The 18,304-nt window shown below is 41.5% G+C and carries 15 protein-coding genes; 9 read left to right on the top strand and 6 right to left on the bottom strand.

Annotated features, from left to right (window positions below):
• Positions 1-291 precede the first annotated feature (291 nt).
• A complete protein-coding gene (locus A8C56_RS17260; protein ID WP_071609346.1) occupies positions 292-1,602 on the top strand; it encodes an IS110 family RNA-guided transposase in 1,311 nt (436 codons plus the stop codon).
• Between the two features lie 182 nt (positions 1,603-1,784).
• Here A8C56_RS17260 and A8C56_RS17255 read toward each other — a convergent pair whose 3' ends face one another.
• Positions 1,785-2,249, bottom strand: coding sequence for a YdeI/OmpD-associated family protein (locus A8C56_RS17255; RefSeq protein WP_067758771.1), 465 nt, complete (start codon positions 2,247-2,249; stop codon positions 1,785-1,787).
• A 670-nt stretch (positions 2,250-2,919) separates the two neighbouring features.
• Here A8C56_RS17255 and A8C56_RS17245 point away from each other — a divergent pair.
• Positions 2,920-5,256 carry an ABC transporter permease gene (locus A8C56_RS17245; RefSeq protein ID WP_245645557.1) on the top strand — a complete coding sequence of 779 codons (2,337 nt, stop codon included), beginning with the start codon at positions 2,920-2,922 and terminating at the stop codon, positions 5,254-5,256.
• A 383-nt stretch (positions 5,257-5,639) separates the two neighbouring features.
• Entirely contained in the window at positions 5,640-6,950 is a 1,311-nt protein-coding gene (locus A8C56_RS17240; RefSeq protein ID WP_071609346.1) for an IS110 family RNA-guided transposase, read from the top strand.
• 226 nt (positions 6,951-7,176) lie between these two features.
• Here the strand turns inward: A8C56_RS17240 and A8C56_RS17235 are convergent, their stop codons facing one another.
• Both A8C56_RS17235 and A8C56_RS17230 read right to left on the bottom strand, forming a co-directional pair.
• Positions 7,177-7,599, bottom strand: a complete 423-nt coding sequence (locus tag A8C56_RS17235) for a hypothetical protein (RefSeq protein ID WP_067758761.1) — start codon at positions 7,597-7,599, stop codon at positions 7,177-7,179.
• A 369-nt stretch (positions 7,600-7,968) separates the two neighbouring features.
• Positions 7,969-8,502 (bottom strand): helix-turn-helix domain-containing protein, encoded by a 534-nt coding sequence (locus A8C56_RS17230; protein WP_067758759.1) that lies wholly within the window; start codon positions 8,500-8,502, stop codon positions 7,969-7,971.
• Between the two features lie 591 nt (positions 8,503-9,093).
• On the opposite strand from A8C56_RS17230, the gene A8C56_RS17225 reads away from it, so the two are divergent.
• Genes A8C56_RS17225 through A8C56_RS17205 form a run of 6 tightly spaced genes read left to right on the top strand, consistent with a single transcriptional unit; the run spans position 9,094 to position 17,209 of the window.
• Positions 9,094-12,111 (top strand): type I restriction endonuclease subunit R, encoded by a 3,018-nt coding sequence (locus tag A8C56_RS17225; RefSeq protein WP_067762204.1) that lies wholly within the window; start codon positions 9,094-9,096, stop codon positions 12,109-12,111.
• 11 nt (positions 12,112-12,122) lie between these two features.
• Entirely contained in the window at positions 12,123-13,160 is a 1,038-nt protein-coding gene (locus A8C56_RS17220; protein WP_067758757.1) for a PDDEXK nuclease domain-containing protein, read from the top strand.
• The gene (locus A8C56_RS17215) at positions 13,147-14,373 is read left to right on the top strand and encodes a restriction endonuclease subunit S (protein ID WP_169818792.1); all 1,227 of its coding nucleotides are present in this window, start codon (positions 13,147-13,149) and stop codon (positions 14,371-14,373) included. Before A8C56_RS17220 ends, A8C56_RS17215 begins: the two co-directional genes overlap by 14 nt.
• Before the next feature lie 3 nt (positions 14,374-14,376).
• On the top strand, positions 14,377-15,579 hold the full coding sequence (locus A8C56_RS17210; RefSeq protein WP_067758750.1) for an AAA family ATPase: 1,203 nt from the start codon (positions 14,377-14,379) through the stop codon (positions 15,577-15,579).
• Positions 15,576-15,947 (top strand): type I restriction-modification system subunit M N-terminal domain-containing protein, encoded by a 372-nt coding sequence (locus tag A8C56_RS24875; protein WP_218917198.1) that lies wholly within the window; start codon positions 15,576-15,578, stop codon positions 15,945-15,947. The genes A8C56_RS17210 and A8C56_RS24875 overlap by 4 nt, the downstream gene beginning before the upstream one ends.
• The gene (locus A8C56_RS17205; protein ID WP_218917197.1) at positions 15,896-17,209 is read left to right on the top strand and encodes a type I restriction-modification system subunit M; all 1,314 of its coding nucleotides are present in this window, start codon (positions 15,896-15,898) and stop codon (positions 17,207-17,209) included. The genes A8C56_RS24875 and A8C56_RS17205 overlap by 52 nt, the downstream gene beginning before the upstream one ends.
• A 324-nt stretch (positions 17,210-17,533) precedes the next feature.
• Here A8C56_RS17205 and A8C56_RS17200 read toward each other — a convergent pair whose 3' ends face one another.
• The 3 genes from A8C56_RS17200 to A8C56_RS17190 are packed head-to-tail and all read right to left on the bottom strand — an operon-like array spanning position 17,534 to position 18,223.
• Positions 17,534-17,749, bottom strand: coding sequence for a helix-turn-helix transcriptional regulator (locus tag A8C56_RS17200; protein WP_067758748.1), 216 nt, complete (start codon positions 17,747-17,749; stop codon positions 17,534-17,536).
• A 40-nt stretch (positions 17,750-17,789) separates the two neighbouring features.
• Positions 17,790-18,002 (bottom strand): helix-turn-helix transcriptional regulator, encoded by a 213-nt coding sequence (locus A8C56_RS17195; RefSeq protein ID WP_067758746.1) that lies wholly within the window; start codon positions 18,000-18,002, stop codon positions 17,790-17,792.
• A gap of 2 nt (positions 18,003-18,004) precedes the next feature.
• Entirely contained in the window at positions 18,005-18,223 is a 219-nt protein-coding gene (locus tag A8C56_RS17190) for a helix-turn-helix transcriptional regulator (protein WP_245645553.1), read from the bottom strand.
• Positions 18,224-18,304: the final 81 nt, after the last annotated feature.

Here is an 18,304-nt window from a genome sequence, read left to right as displayed (position 1 = left end):
GCTGTCTGGTCGCAATGACGGTGCTTTCTCATTTGTCGTCTCGACTTGTTAATTAGGGATCAAAATTAATGAGTAATGACAAGTGGTATCTTTGAAAGAAGCAGGTTACAGCAGCGTAGCCGTCGTATCGATTAGTGTTTTGTACCTCCTGTCGACACTTGCTTCAAAGAATGGTGCATTAATGTTTGGTGATACTGTTTGCAGCAGCATTCCCGTTTGGCACATTGCTTTTTTATTGAACCTCTTTGAGCTGTAACCTGCTTTTTTTAATTAATACTTAAAAAAGTAGTTATGTCAAATTTAGTCAGTTTTGAACAACACAATGCGTGTGCAGCCGCTATTGATATCGGCTCAAAGAGAATCTTCGTTTCCTGTGATGGGATTACGGTTAAAAGTTACGATACTTTTACGTTTAGCTATCGTAAGTGTATTGAAGATCTTAGGAGCCAGCAGGTGAAAACTGTATGTATGGAGGCTACAGGCGTCTACTGGATTGCGCTGCATGAGCTGCTGGAGCAAGCCGGTTTCTGTGTATGCCTGGTAAATCCCAAAGAGGTAAAGCAGGTAAAAGGTCGGAAGACAGATGTTGCGGATGCCTGTTGGATGCAGAAAATGTTTAGTGCAGGATTGGTACGGCAAAGCTATATACCGGCCGGTAGATTGAAAGAACTCCGGATGCTAATGCGGGAGCGGGAAGATATTATCAGTATGGGCAGCAGTTATGTAAATAAAATGCAGAAGGCATTAGAGTTGATGAACATCAAATTGACGGAGGTTATTTCTCAGATTACTGGTGTCAGTGGTATCCGTATGATAGAGGCGATCCTTAGAGGGGAAAGGGACGGAAAGGTATTATTAAGCCTGTGTCACAAAAGTATAAAAGATAAAAAGGCAGACGAGGTATTGATGGCCTTAGAAGGCAACTACAATGAAAGCTGGCTGTTCTTGTTGGAACAGAACCTCAAGCTTTGGAAAATTCATGAGCAGCAAATACTCATAGTAGATCAGCGTATGGAAGTGTTGCTTTCTTTTCTGGAGCAAGGTAGTTCATTTGTAGCGCCGGTACATAAGGAGAAGCCCGTACGCCATCATAAGCCAATGATTAAGGATTTAAATCAAAAATTGCTCAATATATACGGTGTAGATGCGGGCTGTCTGCCGGGAGTAACCAACTATTCTATGTTGAAGCTGCTGGGAGAAACAGGTACCGATCTGAGTAGATTTCCTACGGAAAAGCATTATGTAAGCTGGTGCGGGCTTTCCCCTGGTCATAACCAAAGCGGCAGCCGCAGCAGGAAAGCAAAAATGAAAAACAGTTCCAGAGTGGGCCAGATATTCAGGGAGATCGCACAATCGCTGCTCAATAGCAAACCTATAGCCATTGGAACATTTATACGCAGAATACGCACCAGGAAAGGTCCCGCAATTGCAATAAAAGCAGGAGCCAGAAAAATTGCTATTGCATTTTATAACTTACTGACTAAAGGGACAGCTTATTTAGAACAAGGAGCTGCTAAATATGAACAGCAATTAAAGCAACGCGAGCAACAGTATTTATTGAAACTGGCTACAAAACACAACTTGAAATTAGTTGAAATATAGTGCATTACATATCTTGTCATTGGCACCAATTTTTGTTCGTCACTCCGACCGAAGCGGAGCCGTCTCCACGCGGTAATTGAGATTCCTCCCCGCCTACCGGCCGGCAGGCACTTCGTTTCACTTTGGTCGGATCCGATAGCTATCGGATCCGGCTTCATTTCCTTCCTTGTATGTTTGTAACCTTATTTACCGGCTCCCGTTAAAACGTCGATCGCTTTGGTAATATTTCTTTGTTTGGTTTCCGCGGCTTTTGCATTAGCAACAGGCAATGTAAGTGCCTTTTTCCTGCTGTTGGACAATGTTTCAAATACTTTTTTTGCTTTTGCATTTTTGTCCAGTGCTTTTTTAAACTCAACCGGTATTTCCACTTCACGGGGTTCCGTATCCAGCTCAATTGCCACATCAATCAGATCACCTCCGTTTACTTTGGCACCTGCACGGTTCTCTGCGCTTACTCCCACCATAAAGGCGCCACCCATTACCGCCACGGTGCTCCGGTAAGTAAACCCATTGATGGTAACTTTAACGGCTGGTTTTTTACCTGCATTTAGTTTTTCAATAAGCTGATCCGGAATTTTTATACCCGTGGCTGTTTTACCGGATTGCAGCAATGTAGTGCTGAATTTTAATTTTTGATGAGGGGCCATTTTAGTAAGTTTTATTCTTATTACAAAAATGCGGCAATAAATTGATTTTGTAAATATTCATTCGCAGCAATAAACAGGTGTTTTGCGGCAACTACCGCAGCTTAATTATACGCAAGGGCCAAAAGAAAGAGGTCACTGGATACTCCCTACAGCAATCACACCTGCCTGCCGGCGAGGCGGGGAACAGCACCGGCAACCGCCCATCAGCGCTTCCGCCAATAACAGAAGTCTGCGTTCCGAAGGTTCGGAACAGCGGGATATAATACATATGTGAAATTCATTACAGACCAACAAAAAAGTATTGCGTCTTCGGGGTACTTTTCGGTCTGGTTAATGTCACTTCCGTATTACTACTGTCTTAAGTGGTTTGTGCGGATACAAACTATGGCTACGCCGGTCTTTCTGCACTGACCGGAAGCGAGATCAGAATGATCCCGGTTCATTATAAGCAACGGCCTTGTCTTGTAAATGAACAACCACTGTATCAAAAGCGTACATTTTTACTTTCTGCATATTTGCATTCCATTGCTTTTCAGATGAATAAAAAAATGGCATTTTTATTGAAACCTTTAAGCATAATTGTTCTTGCTCAACTCTTAACAGCACGCCCGTTATGTTAAAAAGCTACTTAAAAACCGCATGGCAAAATTTACGCAGTCATAAAACTTATATGGCTATTAATACCGTTGGGTTAGCCGTAGGCATTGCCGCCTGCCTGCTTGTGTTCTTATTAATTCAATATGAAACCGGGTTTGATAATTTTCATAAAAACAAAGAACGCATTTACAGGGTAGTAGCCGCAAACAAAACACCGGAGGGAATGAGTTATTCGCAGGGGAGTGCCCTTCCCGTAGCAGAAGCACTGCGGGCAGATTATCCGCAGCTGGAACAGGTTGCCCGCATCTATGCGCGGAACGATCAGCAGATCACCATAATAAATGATAAAGCCCATACACCACAAAAAAAATTTAAAGAACAGGTGTTTTACGCCGAACCCGAATTCTTCAGCATATTCAATTTTCCCTTCCTGGCGGGCGATCCAAAAACAGCTTTAGCGGAAATCAATACCGTTGTGCTGACACGGCAGATCGCAGAAAAATATTTTGGAAACTGGCATACCGCCATCGGTAACCTGATTAAGTATAATGACAATATTTTCAAGGTAACCGGTATCCTGCAAAATACACCAGTCAATACCGACTTTCCGCTGCAGGTAGTGTTTTCTTTTAAATCCTCGGTACAGGAAGATATTTCAAAGGACTGGATCGCCCAGGACGGATCTTTGAACACCTTCGTGGTGCTTCCCGAAAACATGCCGGCAGAGCAGCTGGAAAGCGATCTCAAGGCTTTAGTGAAAAAGTACACGCCGGCCGAATATGCAAACCAGGGTTATATATTACAACCGTTACACAATATACACTATGAGCGCGCGTTTGGAACTTTTAGCGGCAAAACCTTCAGTAAAGAACTAATCACCGCGTTAAGCTTAATAAGTTTGTTCCTGTTAATTATTGCCTGCATTAACTTTATCAACCTGGCTACGGCACAGGCCGTAAACCGTTCAAAAGAAGTAGGCATCCGAAAAGTTTTGGGCAGCAGCAAAATGCAGCTGATCATCCAGTTCTTAAGTGAAACCTTCCTCATTACGCTGGCTTCTGTTATTATAGCTGTAGGGGTAGCCTTTATTGCATTGCCGTTGCTGAACCATTTGTTACAAACATCCGTAAAGATACAGTTCGGTTATTCTTTAATGGTCTTTTTATGCAGCCTCATTATGGGTGTTACCTTATTATCCGGCTTTTATCCCGCCATTGTTTTGTCGGGCTTTAATCCCATTGCCGTTCTTAAAAATAAATTTACCGGCAAAACGGCGGGTGGTTTTTCTATGAGGAAGGCGCTGGTTGTTTTTCAGTTTGCCATTGCACAAATTTTGATCATTGGCACATTAGTGGTGGTGCACCAGATGAATTTTTTTCAAAATGCGGATGTGGGTTTTGACAAAGAGGCCATCATTACAGTGCCGACAGCTAATGACACGGCCCGCTCTAAGTTGGATGCATTAAAAATGCAACTGCAGCAACAGACCGGGATAAAAGATCTGAGTCTCAGCGGGTTCAGCCCTATGGATCAGGCAGGTTGGGACGATGATTTCATATTCGATAACGCCGCAAAAAAAGCAGGGTTCAAAGCCGACTTGAAATGGGCCGATGCCAATTATTTTACAACCTATAATATTGCGTTCATCGCGGGCAGACCCTATAACCCCGCCGATACCGTAAACGGGTTTGTGGTCAATGAAATGATGGCAAAAAAATTAGGGTTTACAAATCCCGAAGGCATCATTGGTAAAAAAATAAGTTTTTGGGATGGAAAAATAAATGCCCCGGTTGTGGGGGTGGTAAAAGATTTTAACGGCTATTCGCTGAAGGAGGAAATGAAACCAATAGTGCTTAGTTCAAACAGCATGTTCTTCCGGCTGTTCAATATAAAAATACAACCGCAACAGATGAAGCAAACACTGGCGGCAATAGAACGGCTTTGGAACAAGACCTACCCCGATTTTATTTACGAATACCAGTTCCTGGATGAGAAGATTGCCGGCTTTTACAGGCAGGAGCACCAGCTCTCCCAATTGTTCAAAATATTTGCGGGCATTGCCATATTTATTTCCTGCCTGGGCCTGTATGGCTTTGTTTCCTTTATGGCCGTGCAGCGTACCAAAGAAGTAGGCATCCGTAAGGTATTGGGCGCATCCGCAGGCAGCATCCTTTATCTGTTCTCAAAAGAATTTACGCTGCTCATCGGCATCGCATTTTTAATTGCCAGCCCAATAGCCTATTACTTAATGCACCGGTGGCTGCAAAATTTTGCATACCGGGTCCATTTGGGCATGGGGCTGTTTTTATTAACCATTTTAATTGCCGAAGTGATTGCATGGCTTACCGTGGGCTACCAGGCAATAAAGGCATCAGTGGCCAACCCCGTAAAGAGTTTAAGAATGGAATAATGGCCTGTGCATACAAACCGGGCAGCGCTCCTTCATTTCCATTCATTATCCCAAACGGCTTTTGTTCGTCACCCCGACCACTCTTTGTTCGTCACCTCGACCGTAGCGGAGCCGTACTCCCCATTCGTCATCTCGACTTGTTAATTAGGGATCAAAATTAATGAGTAATGACAAGTGGTATCTTTGAAAGAAGCAGGTTACAGCAGCGTAGCCGTCGTATCGATTAGTGTTTTGTACCTCCTGTCGACACTTGCTTCAAAGAATGGTGCATTAATGTTTGGTGATACTGTTTGCAGCAGCATTCCCGTTTGGCACATTGCTTTTTTATTGAACCTCTTTGAGCTGTAACCTGCTTTTTTTAATTAATACTTAAAAAAGTAGTTATGTCAAATTTAGTCAGTTTTGAACAACACAATGCGTGTGCAGCCGCTATTGATATCGGCTCAAAGAGAATCTTCGTTTCCTGTGATGGGATTACGGTTAAAAGTTACGATACTTTTACGTTTAGCTATCGTAAGTGTATTGAAGATCTTAGGAGCCAGCAGGTGAAAACTGTATGTATGGAGGCTACAGGCGTCTACTGGATTGCGCTGCATGAGCTGCTGGAGCAAGCCGGTTTCTGTGTATGCCTGGTAAATCCCAAAGAGGTAAAGCAGGTAAAAGGTCGGAAGACAGATGTTGCGGATGCCTGTTGGATGCAGAAAATGTTTAGTGCAGGATTGGTACGGCAAAGCTATATACCGGCCGGTAGATTGAAAGAACTCCGGATGCTAATGCGGGAGCGGGAAGATATTATCAGTATGGGCAGCAGTTATGTAAATAAAATGCAGAAGGCATTAGAGTTGATGAACATCAAATTGACGGAGGTTATTTCTCAGATTACTGGTGTCAGTGGTATCCGTATGATAGAGGCGATCCTTAGAGGGGAAAGGGACGGAAAGGTATTATTAAGCCTGTGTCACAAAAGTATAAAAGATAAAAAGGCAGACGAGGTATTGATGGCCTTAGAAGGCAACTACAATGAAAGCTGGCTGTTCTTGTTGGAACAGAACCTCAAGCTTTGGAAAATTCATGAGCAGCAAATACTCATAGTAGATCAGCGTATGGAAGTGTTGCTTTCTTTTCTGGAGCAAGGTAGTTCATTTGTAGCGCCGGTACATAAGGAGAAGCCCGTACGCCATCATAAGCCAATGATTAAGGATTTAAATCAAAAATTGCTCAATATATACGGTGTAGATGCGGGCTGTCTGCCGGGAGTAACCAACTATTCTATGTTGAAGCTGCTGGGAGAAACAGGTACCGATCTGAGTAGATTTCCTACGGAAAAGCATTATGTAAGCTGGTGCGGGCTTTCCCCTGGTCATAACCAAAGCGGCAGCCGCAGCAGGAAAGCAAAAATGAAAAACAGTTCCAGAGTGGGCCAGATATTCAGGGAGATCGCACAATCGCTGCTCAATAGCAAACCTATAGCCATTGGAACATTTATACGCAGAATACGCACCAGGAAAGGTCCCGCAATTGCAATAAAAGCAGGAGCCAGAAAAATTGCTATTGCATTTTATAACTTACTGACTAAAGGGACAGCTTATTTAGAACAAGGAGCTGCTAAATATGAACAGCAATTAAAGCAACGCGAGCAACAGTATTTATTGAAACTGGCTACAAAACACAACTTGAAATTAGTTGAAATATAGTGCATTACATATCTTGTCATTGGCACCGATCCCGCCAGGAGCGGGAGAGCGCCGGCCTGTCCGGTAGACAGGGAGCGGTCTCTTTATAAGTCAGAGATTTACCTTCGGTGAAATTGTTCTCGGCTGCGCTCGGAATGACGAGGGAAAGAAGCAGTCGGAATGACGAGGGTAAAAGAAAGGTTCCGTTTAATGCGCTGCGGCTTCAAAACAGGTTTTACAGAACCGCTCACTGTTGCGGAACGGCCGCCTTGCGGGCTTCCACTTCCGCAATAAAAACAGCCGTTTCCTCCAGCTGGCGCAGCACCTGTTGCAGGTCGTACTCTTTGTCCAGCAGGGCCACGGCGCCGTAATTCGCCTTACGGTCGGTCAGCAAAAAAATGCTGTACTCCGTGCGCTTTCTTTTTTTAATGTTCTCCTCCTTCAGGTCGCCCTCCGGCAGGCCGGCAATTACGGCGTCCAGCGCCGTTAGTTCCGCTTCTTTGGCCGCCAGCTCCGTGGTAATTTCCACGGCATTTTCGGAGTACATTTCCTTTTGCCGTTCAATGGAAAGCTTTTTCCATTCCAGGTCTTTTTGTTCTTTGGTGGCAATGCTCAGCACCGCATCGCAGTCCGCAACTGTGGTCAGTTGGTCTACAGAATAGTTAGGCATTTTCTTTAAGTTTTACAAGGTTAAATAATACCCCAAACCTCGTAATCCCGCTTCTGTGCTGCAACAGGCAGGCGTTGTATTTACTATTATTTAACAGTGTATTGCTTTGTCATGGTGAGGCATTAATAATCGTGACAAATTATTTTTTGCCGTCACCTAAAGGAGCGAAGCGAAGCGTAGCCGAAAGGTCTCCCAAATTGAGGAGATTCCTCCGCTCATTCCCTGCGTTCCATTCGGTCAGAATGACGTTCCTTTTATGGGATTCATTTTCAACAACCTGCATCACCTGTTATTAACAGCTTGTCGAACTGCTGATGAAGCCTGCCCTCCCGAAACTTCGGGCCCGTTCGGCGGGCATGATCCTGTTTTTCATCCCCGCAGGGTTTGCTTTACAAAATACTGCGTTTGCAAAGCAGCCTGCTGCCGGGCCTTTAAGGTAGCCAGCTTATATGCGGCCACCTGCTGGCGCGCAGGGCCGCAGTGGTCCATAGCCGCCTGCACATCCAGCTCCATGTTTTGCAGCAGGCTCATTTGCCGCGTGGCAGGCGTAGCCTCCTGCATCAGCTCCTGTATAAAAGCCAGTTTCCGGCACAGCAGGTTATAGCGCTCCTGCATTTTGCTAAGCAATAAACTAATGCACAGCGCATCCGCTGCCGCCTTGCGGGCATGTGCGTTCAGCACTTTTTCCACCTTTAGCAGGTGCGCCTGCTGGCGGGCATGCAGTTTTGCCGTCTTTTGCAGCGGTGTTTGCTGCAGCTGTAACTGCAGTTGTGCCAGCTTCAGGGCTTTGGCCGGCAGGTTGCGTTGCCCCTTTTCATACATACAAATAATGCTGGCAGATATGCCCAGCAGGGCCGCCAGCTCACGCTGGGTCAGTTGCAATTGGGTCCTGATCGTTTTCATATTTCTTATAGGTTAAAAGCAGTTTTCCAATTTATTTTTTATACATGTGTAAACAACAAGGATGTAAACTTTTTTAAAATTCACACAGAAGCCGTTCACATTTTGTGAACAAAATTTTTGTAAACAAACGCGCTGTTCACCATTTTTTTGTTCACACATTTTTTACAATAGTTGTTGCCGGGTATGCTGGTAAAGGGGTATTGCAGTGGTCATTGCTTTGATTGTTTTTAAAGGTTTTAAAACTGGTTTCAGGGCCCGGGCTGTTTAAAGGCTTGAGGGCAGGCTCTTTATTGCCTGTATTTTACAGGTTCAATAGTGGCCATCAGGGCGCTTTATTCAACAACCGGCTGGTTTTTAAAGCTACTATAAATAACTAATTATTGCTGGTAAGGTGTTGTTAAAAGCGGGGATGGGGGGCATTGCCCGGCTCAGTGCTTATAGCATCGGTCTTGATGCGCATGCTGAAGCGCCTCAATATAGGATTGGTTTATTAGCGCTTAGCATACTATTTTTATGATGGCTAAATATTCAGTAGTTTTATAGCATTATTGTTTATAATTGCCCTCCAAGGATTTTGTAACAGTGTTTTCTATGGTAAAAGAGCAACAAATAGAAGAAGATTTAATTAAAAAGCTAACAGATTTAAAGTACACCTATCGTGGAGACATCCGGGATCGTAATGCCCTGGAAATTAATTTTCGTGAAAAATTTGAATCGCTCAATCGGGTACGGCTTACAAATGCTGAGTTTGCTCGTTTGCGAGATGAAATTATAAATCCGGATGTCTTCGCTGCTTCTAAATTATTACGGGAACGTAATTATTTCCAACGGGAGGACGGCACACCCCTGTATTATACGCTGGTAAATATTAAGGACTGGTGTAAGAATGAGTTTGAGGTTATCAACCAATTGCGCGTTAATACGGAGAACAGCAACCACCGGTATGATGTAATTATTTTGATTAACGGTATTCCTGTTGTTCAAATAGAAGTAAAGGGTTTAGACATAAGCCCGCGTAAAGCAATGCAGCAGATTGTGAGCTACAAAAATGACCCAGGCAATGGTTATACCAATTCACTCCTCTGCTTTATGCAGTTGTTTATTGTAAGTAATCAAACCAATACCTACTATTTCGCTAATAATAAAAACCAGCATTTCAGTTTTAATGCAGATGAGCAATTTTTACCGGTGTACAAATTGGCGGATGAGAAAAACAATAAAATCTCTCATCTGGATTCATTTGCTGATAAATTTTTATCTAAATGCACTTTGGGCGAAATGATCAGCAAGTATATGGTGTTGGTAGAAAGCGAGCAACGGCTGCTGGTAATGCGTCCCTACCAAATTTACGCAGTTAAAGCTATTGTAGATTGCATTCACCAAAACCGTGGCAATGGCTATATCTGGCATACAACGGGAAGTGGTAAAACATTAACCTCATTCAAAGCTTCAACACTTTTAAAAGACAATCCTGATATTGAAAAGTGTTTGTTCGTAGTAGATCGTAAAGACCTCGACCGGCAAACCCGTGAAGAGTTTAACCGGTTCCAGGAAGGCAGTGTAGAGGAAAATACCAATACAGAAACATTGGTAAGGCGCCTGCTATCTACCGACTATGCCGATAAAGTGATTGTTACCACCATTCAAAAATTGGGTTTGGCATTAGATGAAAACAGCAAACGCAACAAGAAAAAAGAAAAAGAAGGCAAAGAAACCTATAAGGAGCGGTTGGAACCTTTGAAGGATAGCCGGATCGTTTTCATTTTTGACGAATGCCATCGTTCCCAGTTTGGCGATAACCATGATGCTATTAAGGAGTTTTTTCCTAACGCACAGCTTTTTGGTTTTACCGGTACACCGATCTTTGATGATAACGCTATTTATACGCAAAGGGAGGGCGAATCTGGTTTTTATAAAACCACTCAAGATGTTTTTGAAAAACTGTTACACGCATATACCATTACGCATGCAATAGATGACAGGAATGTATTGCGTTTTCATGTTGATTACTTTAAGGGAGAAGGTAAAGTGAATGCAAAATCCGGTGAGGCTATTACGCAGCAGGCCGTGGTTGAGGCCGTTATTGATAAACACAATGCCGCCACCAATTTCCGCAAGTTCAATGCAATTCTGGCAACCGCTTCTATCAATAATGCCATTGAATATTATAAACTCTTTAAGGAGGTTCAAAAAAAGAAGCAGCAGGAAAACAAGGAGTATGCTCCACTCAATATAGCCTGTGTATTCTCGCCACCCGTTCAGGCACTGGATAAGGATGGTAAAAATGCCGCCGATATAAAGCAGTTGCAGGAGGACCTGGAACAGGAAAAGGAAGATAATAAACAAAATCCTGATGAGAAAAAAGAAGCGTTAAAGAGCATTATTGCTGAATACAACAAGCAGTATGGCACCAACCACTCCATCAATGAATTTGATTTATATTACCAGGACGTGCAAAAACGCATCAAGGACCATCAATACAGCAATACCGACTATCCACATAAAAATAAGATTGATATTTTAATTGTGGTGGATATGCTGCTTACTGGTTTTGATTCCAAATACCTGAATACGCTGTATGTAGATAAAAACCTGAAGCATCATGGGTTAATACAGGCTTTTTCCCGCACTAATCGTGTACTGAATGACACCAAGCCCTATGGTAACATCCTGGATTTCCGACATCAAAAAGATGCGGTGGATGGAGCTATTACCATGTTCTCCGGCGAAGATCCCGGTAAGGCCCGGGAAATTTGGATGGTGGATCCGGCGCCTGTGGTAATTGAAAAGTTTGAAAAAGCGGTGGCAGCATTGGACTTATTTATGCAAGACAGTAATTTGCTTTGTGAGCCGGAAGCTGTTTATAACCTGAAGGGTGATACTGCCCGCATTCACTTTATCAAACGCTTTAAAGAAGTACAGCGTTTGAAAACCCAGCTGGATCAATATACGGATCTGGATGAGGAGCAGCAGGCTAAAATAGAAGCTATATTGCCCGAGGCAATGCTGCGTTCCTTTAGAAGCTCTTACCTGGAAACGGCGAAGCAGCTGCAGCAAATTCAACAACAGGAAGGCGAACAGGCACCGGCGGAAGTGCAGCAGCTGGATTTTGAGTTTGTACTTTTTGCTTCAGCCATAATTGATTACGATTACATTATGAACCTGATAGCCGACAATACGCAGAAGAAGCCGGCTAAGCAGCAAATGACGAAAGCGCAGGTGATCCGTTTAATTAGTTCCGATGCGAACCTGATGGACGAGCAGGAAGATTTAACGGAGTTCATTAATGGCCTGGATTGGACAAAAGGGTATAGTGCAGATGAACTAAAAGCAATGTTCAATGCTTTTAAAGACGACAAATACAACAAAGAGCTGGCTGCCATTGCGCACAAAAACGGTTTGCAAACGGCAGCCCTGAAAAGCTTTGTAGAAAAAATAATGAGCCGGATGATTTTTGACGGTGAAAAACTCACCGACCTGTTAGAACCTTTGGAATTGAGCTGGAAAGAACGCAGGATAAAAGAACTGGCATTGATGGAAGACCTGGTACCCCAATTAAAAAAATTAGCCCAGGGCAGAGAGATAAGTGGGTTAGCGGCTTATGAATAATAAATAAAGAAATGGGTAATAAGCCTCAAATCAATATAAATGATTCAGATTACAGTGAAATACTGCGGCAAGCTGTCGCAGAAATCCGTGTTGCCCGAACGCTGATTGCAAAGCAGGTAAATAGTACCGCAAACTCCGTGTATTGGAATTTAGGAAAATTACTTTTTGAAAAACAGTTAGAAGAAGGCTACGGCAGTGGTGTTGTAAAACAACTATCCGTTGACCTCAAAAATGAATTTCCTGATATGGGCTTATCGCCACGCAACTTGTGGAATATGAAACTGTTTTATGAGCGTTACTATCTGGCAGATCAAAAACTGCTACAGGCCGTAGCAGTTTTACCATGGGGGCATAATCTGCTGCTAATCAACAAAGTGCAGTCGCTTGAGGCCGTTGCATATTACGCCAATGAAGCCGTAACCAAAGGTTGGAGCAGGGACATATTGCTCAACGCCATAAAAATGGACAGTTATGCCAACTTCCAAAAGCAAATCAAGTCGCACAATTTTAGAGAAACGCTTCCCGGCATTGATGCCGATTATGCCAACGAAGTCTTTAAAGACGCTTACAATCTTGGTTTCTTAGGAATAACCGAACACATTAAAGAATTGGAGTTAGAAAAACGATTGGTAGAAAAAATTAAATCCTTTGTGCTGGAATTAGGCAAAGGTTTTTCATTTATCGGCAATCAATACCGGCTGGAATATAACGGCAAAGAATACTTTGTAGATATGCTTTTCTTCCACAGGGGGTTACAGTCGTTGGTGGCCATTGAATTGAAAATTGGCAGCTTTAAAGCAGAATATGTAGGAAAAATGAACCTCTATCTTTCTTTATTGGATAAATTGGAAAAAGGCGAAAATGAAAACCCGTCCGTTGGCATTATCCTCTGCGCCGATAAAGATCATTTAGATGTAGAGATAGCCCTGCAGGATATTAATAAACCCATTGGCGTGGCCGAATACCAATTGTTATTGCCCAAAGAGGAACTGCAAACCTTGGTATTGAACGAAATAAATGCAACAGAGGGAGACAATGAGCAAGAATAAAAAATTTATCCGGAGCAAAGCCGAAGGGTTAATACCTGAATTGCGTTTTCCTGAGTTTGTGAATGAAGGGAAATGGCAAGAAAAAATATTGGAAGATGTTTTAGAGTATGAAAGACCAGACAATTATATTGTATCTGACACGAATTATCATAGCGAAGGAATCCCTGTATTAACAGCGAACAAGAGTTTCATTTTAGGTTATACGAATGAAGATTTTGACATTTATAAGAATTTACCAGCAATAATTTTTGATGATTTTACTGTTGATAGCAAATTTGTTGACTTTCCTTTTAAAGTCAAGTCGTCTGCAATTAAAATATTAAGACCCAAAAACAAAGATGATTTAAGATTTATATACGAACTTATTTCTCAAATTAAGTTTAATGCGAAAGAGCACAAGCGTTATTATATTTCTGAGTATCAAAAATTAAAGCTTTCATTTCCTTCAATAACCGAACAACAAAAAATTGCTTCCTGTCTTTCGTCTTTAGATGAAGTGATTATAGCTCATAGCCAAAAGTTGGAGTTGCTTAAAGACCACAAAAAAGGATTGATGCAAAATCTTTTTCCACAGGGAGGCGAGAAAGCGCCGAAGTATCGATTTAAGGAGTTTGAGAAAGATGGACAATGGGAGGAAACAGTTTTGGAAAATATTTCCAGCAAAATTATGGTTGGTATCGCAAGTGCTGCTACACATGCTTATAGAAAGTCCGGAATTATTTTATTTAGAAATCAGAATATAAAAGAAGGATATCTTGATGACAAGGATATCATTTTTATTGATAGGGATTATGAAAAGGAACATAAAAATAAAAGGCTGAAGGCTGGTGATTTATTAACTGCAAGAACAGGATACCCAGGTACGACATGTGTCGTTCCTGAAAAACATGAAGGTTCTCAAAGTTTCACAACACTAATTACTCGGCCTAAGTCAGAAATCATAAATTCAACTTTCCTATGCTATTATATAAATTCTGAAACTGGTCAGGTATTTTTTAATTCTACAAAGATTGGGGGGGGACAGAAAAACGTCAATGCTGGTTCTCTTGCCAAAATGCCAATTGTATATCCATCTATAAAAGAGCAACAAAAAATTGCTTCTTGTCTTTCCGCATTAGATGAGCTCATTACTGCACAGGCAGAGAAAATAGAACAATTGAAGTTGCACAAAAAAGGATTAATGCAGGGTTTGTTTCCAAAAATGAATGATTAGTGTATGAATACCATAACCCATTTTGCAACCCTGGCTGAAGTAGCTCAGCATTTCCGGAAGGATTTAACGGGAGACCATCGACCATTAAAAGATTTGGTGTTGTTCTTTGCACATAATGGTGCGGGAAAAACCAGGCTTTCTATGGAGTTTAAGGAATTGGGCAAAAAGGAAAATATAACACTAATTTCAGATGGCAGCGGTGCGCTTATTTCCGATAAAGATGGGGCGGTATTGGGCACTACCGAAATGGTCTCCGACACATTATACTTTAATGCCTTTACCGAAGACTTGTTTTCCTGGAATAATGATTTGGAAAATAATACCACCCGGTTTATCCAGTTAAACTCAGATTCTAAATTTTTTAGAGGACTGCATGAGCTGGATTTAGATGCAAAAATTGAATCCTTTTTCAATAACTATGTGGATTTAAAATTTGATATTGATTATAATGCATCTACAGTGGCTTTTTCCAGAAGCATCATTGTTGATGGCCAGGAGCAAACGGTAGAAAATATTAAAATATCCAGGGGCGAGGAAACGCTGTTTATCTGGTGTTTTTTCCTGGCTATTTGCCAGTTAGCCATCGACAAAGATCCTGCCTATAGTTGGGTAAAATATATTTATATAGATGATCCCATATCCTCTTTGGATGAAAACAATGCCATTGCTGTGGCCTGCGATTTATGTAACCTGCTGACGGCAGAGGGCAACGATATTAAAACGGTAATTTCAACACATCATAGCCTGTTTTTCAATGTGCTCTACAATGAATTTGGCAGAAAGGTAAAAAACAAACGTTACTTTCTGCATAATAGAGGGGCCGAAGGGTATGCTTTGCAAGATACTAATGATACCCCCTTTTTTCATCATATTGCTACATTAAGCGAACTAAAGAAAGTAGCGGAATCAGATACAATTTATACGTATCACTTTAATTCTTTGAGAAGTATTTTAGAAAAAACGGCCACCTTTTTTGGCTACGATAAAATTGATAAATGTATTAACGGCCTGGAAGACGAAGTACTTTTTGAACGGGCATTACAACTATTTAGCCATGGAAAATATTCCATATTTGACCCGGTAGAAATGGGTGATGATAATAAAGCACTTTTTAAACGGATTTTAAATGGTTTTCTGGGAAAGTATGAATTTTATTTCCCCCAGATATTTAACGAAGAAACCCCAGCAGAAACAGCATCAGCATGACACAAAAAGAACAATATAAAAAGTTAGGTGATACACTTTGGGACATAGCCAATGATTTAAGAGGAGCCATGAATGCGGATGACTTCCGTGATTATATGCTTTCGTTTCTATTCCTTCGGTACCTGTCCTTTAATTACGAGGAAGCGGCAAAAAAAGAATTGGGAAAGGATTATCCTAAGAGCCCGTCCAAGGAAAAGAGGGCAGATTTTATTGTTCCGCCCCCCTGCAACTTTGGTACAGGAATAATAAGGAAGATATTGAGGAGTTTGAAGGGCAAATGCGCAAAAAGGTGCATTATGTTATTCAACCAAAATACTTGTGGAGCAATATTACAGAACTGGCTCGTACACAACACCCAGATTTATTAAAAACGCTGGACAAAGGTTTTCGTCATATAGAAAACGAATCGTTCGAAAGTTCTTTTAGAGGCTTATTTTCTGAAATCAACCTGAACTCTGAAAAACTTGGTAAAACGTATGAAGATAAGAATGATACACTTTGTAAGATAATCACTAAAATAGCTACAGGCATTGCCGATTTTTCTACAGATACCGATACGCTTGGCGATGCCTATGAATATTTGATTGGAAAATTTGCAGCAGGCTCCGGCAAAAAGGCCGGAGAATTTTATACGCCGCAGCAAATTTCAACCATTCTTTCCCGGATTGTTATTTTAGACTCCCAGGATCCTACAACAGGCCCTAAATCGAAACTGGATAAAGTGCTGGATTTTGCCTGTGGTTCGGGGTCTTTGCTGCTGAATGTAAGAACCAAATTAAAAGAAGAGAGCGGTACTATCGGTAAACTTTACGGGCAGGAAAAAAACATCACTACGTATAACCTTGCACGGATGAATATGCTGTTGCACGGCATGAAGGATACTGAGTTTGAGATATTCCACGGAGACACCTTGTTGAATCAATGGGAGCTGCTCAATGAAATGAATCCTGCAAAAAAAACGGAATTTGACGCCATTGTTGCCAATCCTCCTTTTAGCCTGCGTTGGGAACCCAATGATACTTTGGCCGAAGATTTTCGTTTCAAAAGTTATGGCTTAGCGCCAAAATCAGCTGCTGATTTTTCCTTTTTGCTACACGGGTTTCATTTTTTAAAAGATGATGGAACAATGGCCATCATACTGCCGCACGGCGTTTTATTCCGTGGTGGTGCAGAAGAACGTATCCGCACCAAATTGCTAAAAGATAATCATATTGATACGGTTATCGGGTTGCCTTCTAACCTGTTTTACTCTACAGGTATTCCCGTTTGTATTTTGGTGTTGAAAAAATGCAAAAAGCAAGATGATGTTTTATTCATCAATGCGTCGGAACAATATAAGCCTGGGAAACGGCAAAACTCTTTAGAACCGGAGCATATCAACAACATTGTAGAAACCTATCAGTTCCGGCCGGACCATATTGAAAGATACGCCCGGAGGGTTTCAATGGAAGAAATTGAAAAGAATGCTTACAATTTGAACATCTCAAGATATGTGAGCACCTCCGTTGATGAAGTGCAAATTGATCTGAAAGCCGTAAATATAAAATTAGCAGCCATTAATGAACGTATCAAAAGCAGTACGGATAAGCATAATGAATTTTTGAAAGAACTGGGCCTACCTCCTATTTAACTTCAAATCGAAAGATAATTTCATGGCTCGATAAACAGCTATAGTCACTTCTTGCTATTTTTTAGACGAATAAGGCAAATTACCTTTGCCTTAATGGCAAAAGAAGAAAATATAAAAATCAGTTTTTGGGGAATTAAGTTGGAAGCCAACAACCCAACAAGGAAAAGTATTACCATCTTAGTATTGGTTATGGTGTTCCTTTTAGCGCTGCTAACTTTGTGCTGGCTGCTTAAAATAAATGTTGCTTAACGAAAATACCGGCATTCATCTGCATACCCTCATTTAAAAACTAATCGCTTTACAATAGTGCTTCATTCAATGGGATCATTTCTTCCCCGTCACCAGCAACTCACAAACCTCCACATCCAGTACTTCTGCAATCTTAAATAAGGTTTCAACTGTAGGCTGATTATCATTGGTGCACCATTTAGAAACAGCAGCTTTACTAACACCTACCTGTTCTGCAAGCCAGATGTTTGATTTTTCCTTTTCAATAAGGACAATCTTTATTCGGTTGAAACGTCTCTTTTGTGTGGCCATGGGCAGTATTTACATTACTAATTAACAAAAAAGCTGGCACTTATTTTTTCGTACTTACCAATAGCTCACGTACATCCACTTTCAAAAGTGCAGCAATATCAAACAAGGTTTCCAGCGTAGGCTGCTGATCGTTGGTGCACCATTTTGAGATAGTATTTTTATTTTTTCCCAATTGTTCGGCAAGCCACAAATTCGTTTTATCCTTATCAGCCAGTACGCTTTTGATCCGGTTAAGTATTCGTTTTTCTGCCATAATTAATTTTTCTTCCCCGTCACCAATAGCTCACACACATTCACCCCCAGCACCTCCGCAATTTTAAATAATGTTTCAACCGTAGGTTGGTTGTCGTTAGTGCACCATTTAGAAACAGTCGTCCTGCTTACGCTCAATTCTTCAGCAAGCCATATATTTGACTTTTCATTTTCTAACAGCACTATTTTTATCCGGTTATAGCGTTTTTTTTGCATGGCCATGGGCAGTATTTACATTACTAACTAACAAAAAAGCAGGCACTTAACATTCCAGAAAAAAAAATCATGCACAAATTTTTAATT

The sequence above is a fragment of the Niabella ginsenosidivorans genome, assembly GCF_001654455.1.
Lineage (GTDB): Bacteria > Bacteroidota > Bacteroidia > Chitinophagales > Chitinophagaceae > Niabella > Niabella ginsenosidivorans.
The sequence above is the reverse complement of the archived record's forward strand: the minus strand, read 5'-3'. Positions and strand labels throughout refer to the sequence as shown.

What these genes read in the sequence shown, in the direction of transcription:
- A8C56_RS17245 (WP_245645557.1), top strand. Translation starts at nt 2,920, where the DNA reads ATGGCTATTAATACCGTTGGGTTAGCCGTAGGCATTGCCGCCTGCCTG.
- A8C56_RS17210 (WP_067758750.1), top strand. Translation starts at nt 14,377, where the DNA reads ATGAATACCATAACCCATTTTGCAACCCTGGCTGAAGTAGCTCAGCAT.
- A8C56_RS24875 (WP_218917198.1), top strand. Translation starts at nt 15,576, where the DNA reads ATGACACAAAAAGAACAATATAAAAAGTTAGGTGATACACTTTGGGAC.
- A8C56_RS17195 (WP_067758746.1), bottom strand. Translation starts at nt 18,002, where the DNA reads ATGGCAGAAAAACGAATACTTAACCGGATCAAAAGCGTACTGGCTGAT.
- A8C56_RS17255 (WP_067758771.1), bottom strand. Translation starts at nt 2,249, where the DNA reads ATGGCCCCTCATCAAAAATTAAAATTCAGCACTACATTGCTGCAATCC.
- A8C56_RS17230 (WP_067758759.1), bottom strand. Translation starts at nt 8,502, where the DNA reads ATGAAAACGATCAGGACCCAATTGCAACTGACCCAGCGTGAGCTGGCG.
- A8C56_RS17225 (WP_067762204.1), top strand. Translation starts at nt 9,094, where the DNA reads ATGGTAAAAGAGCAACAAATAGAAGAAGATTTAATTAAAAAGCTAACA.
- A8C56_RS17200 (WP_067758748.1), bottom strand. Translation starts at nt 17,749, where the DNA reads ATGGCCACACAAAAGAGACGTTTCAACCGAATAAAGATTGTCCTTATT.
- A8C56_RS17190 (WP_245645553.1), bottom strand. Translation starts at nt 18,223, where the DNA reads ATGGCCATGCAAAAAAAACGCTATAACCGGATAAAAATAGTGCTGTTA.
- A8C56_RS17240 (WP_071609346.1), top strand. Translation starts at nt 5,640, where the DNA reads ATGTCAAATTTAGTCAGTTTTGAACAACACAATGCGTGTGCAGCCGCT.
- A8C56_RS17220 (WP_067758757.1), top strand. Translation starts at nt 12,123, where the DNA reads ATGGGTAATAAGCCTCAAATCAATATAAATGATTCAGATTACAGTGAA.
- A8C56_RS17260 (WP_071609346.1), top strand. Translation starts at nt 292, where the DNA reads ATGTCAAATTTAGTCAGTTTTGAACAACACAATGCGTGTGCAGCCGCT.
- A8C56_RS17235 (WP_067758761.1), bottom strand. Translation starts at nt 7,599, where the DNA reads ATGCCTAACTATTCTGTAGACCAACTGACCACAGTTGCGGACTGCGAT.
- A8C56_RS17215 (WP_169818792.1), top strand. Translation starts at nt 13,147, where the DNA reads ATGAGCAAGAATAAAAAATTTATCCGGAGCAAAGCCGAAGGGTTAATA.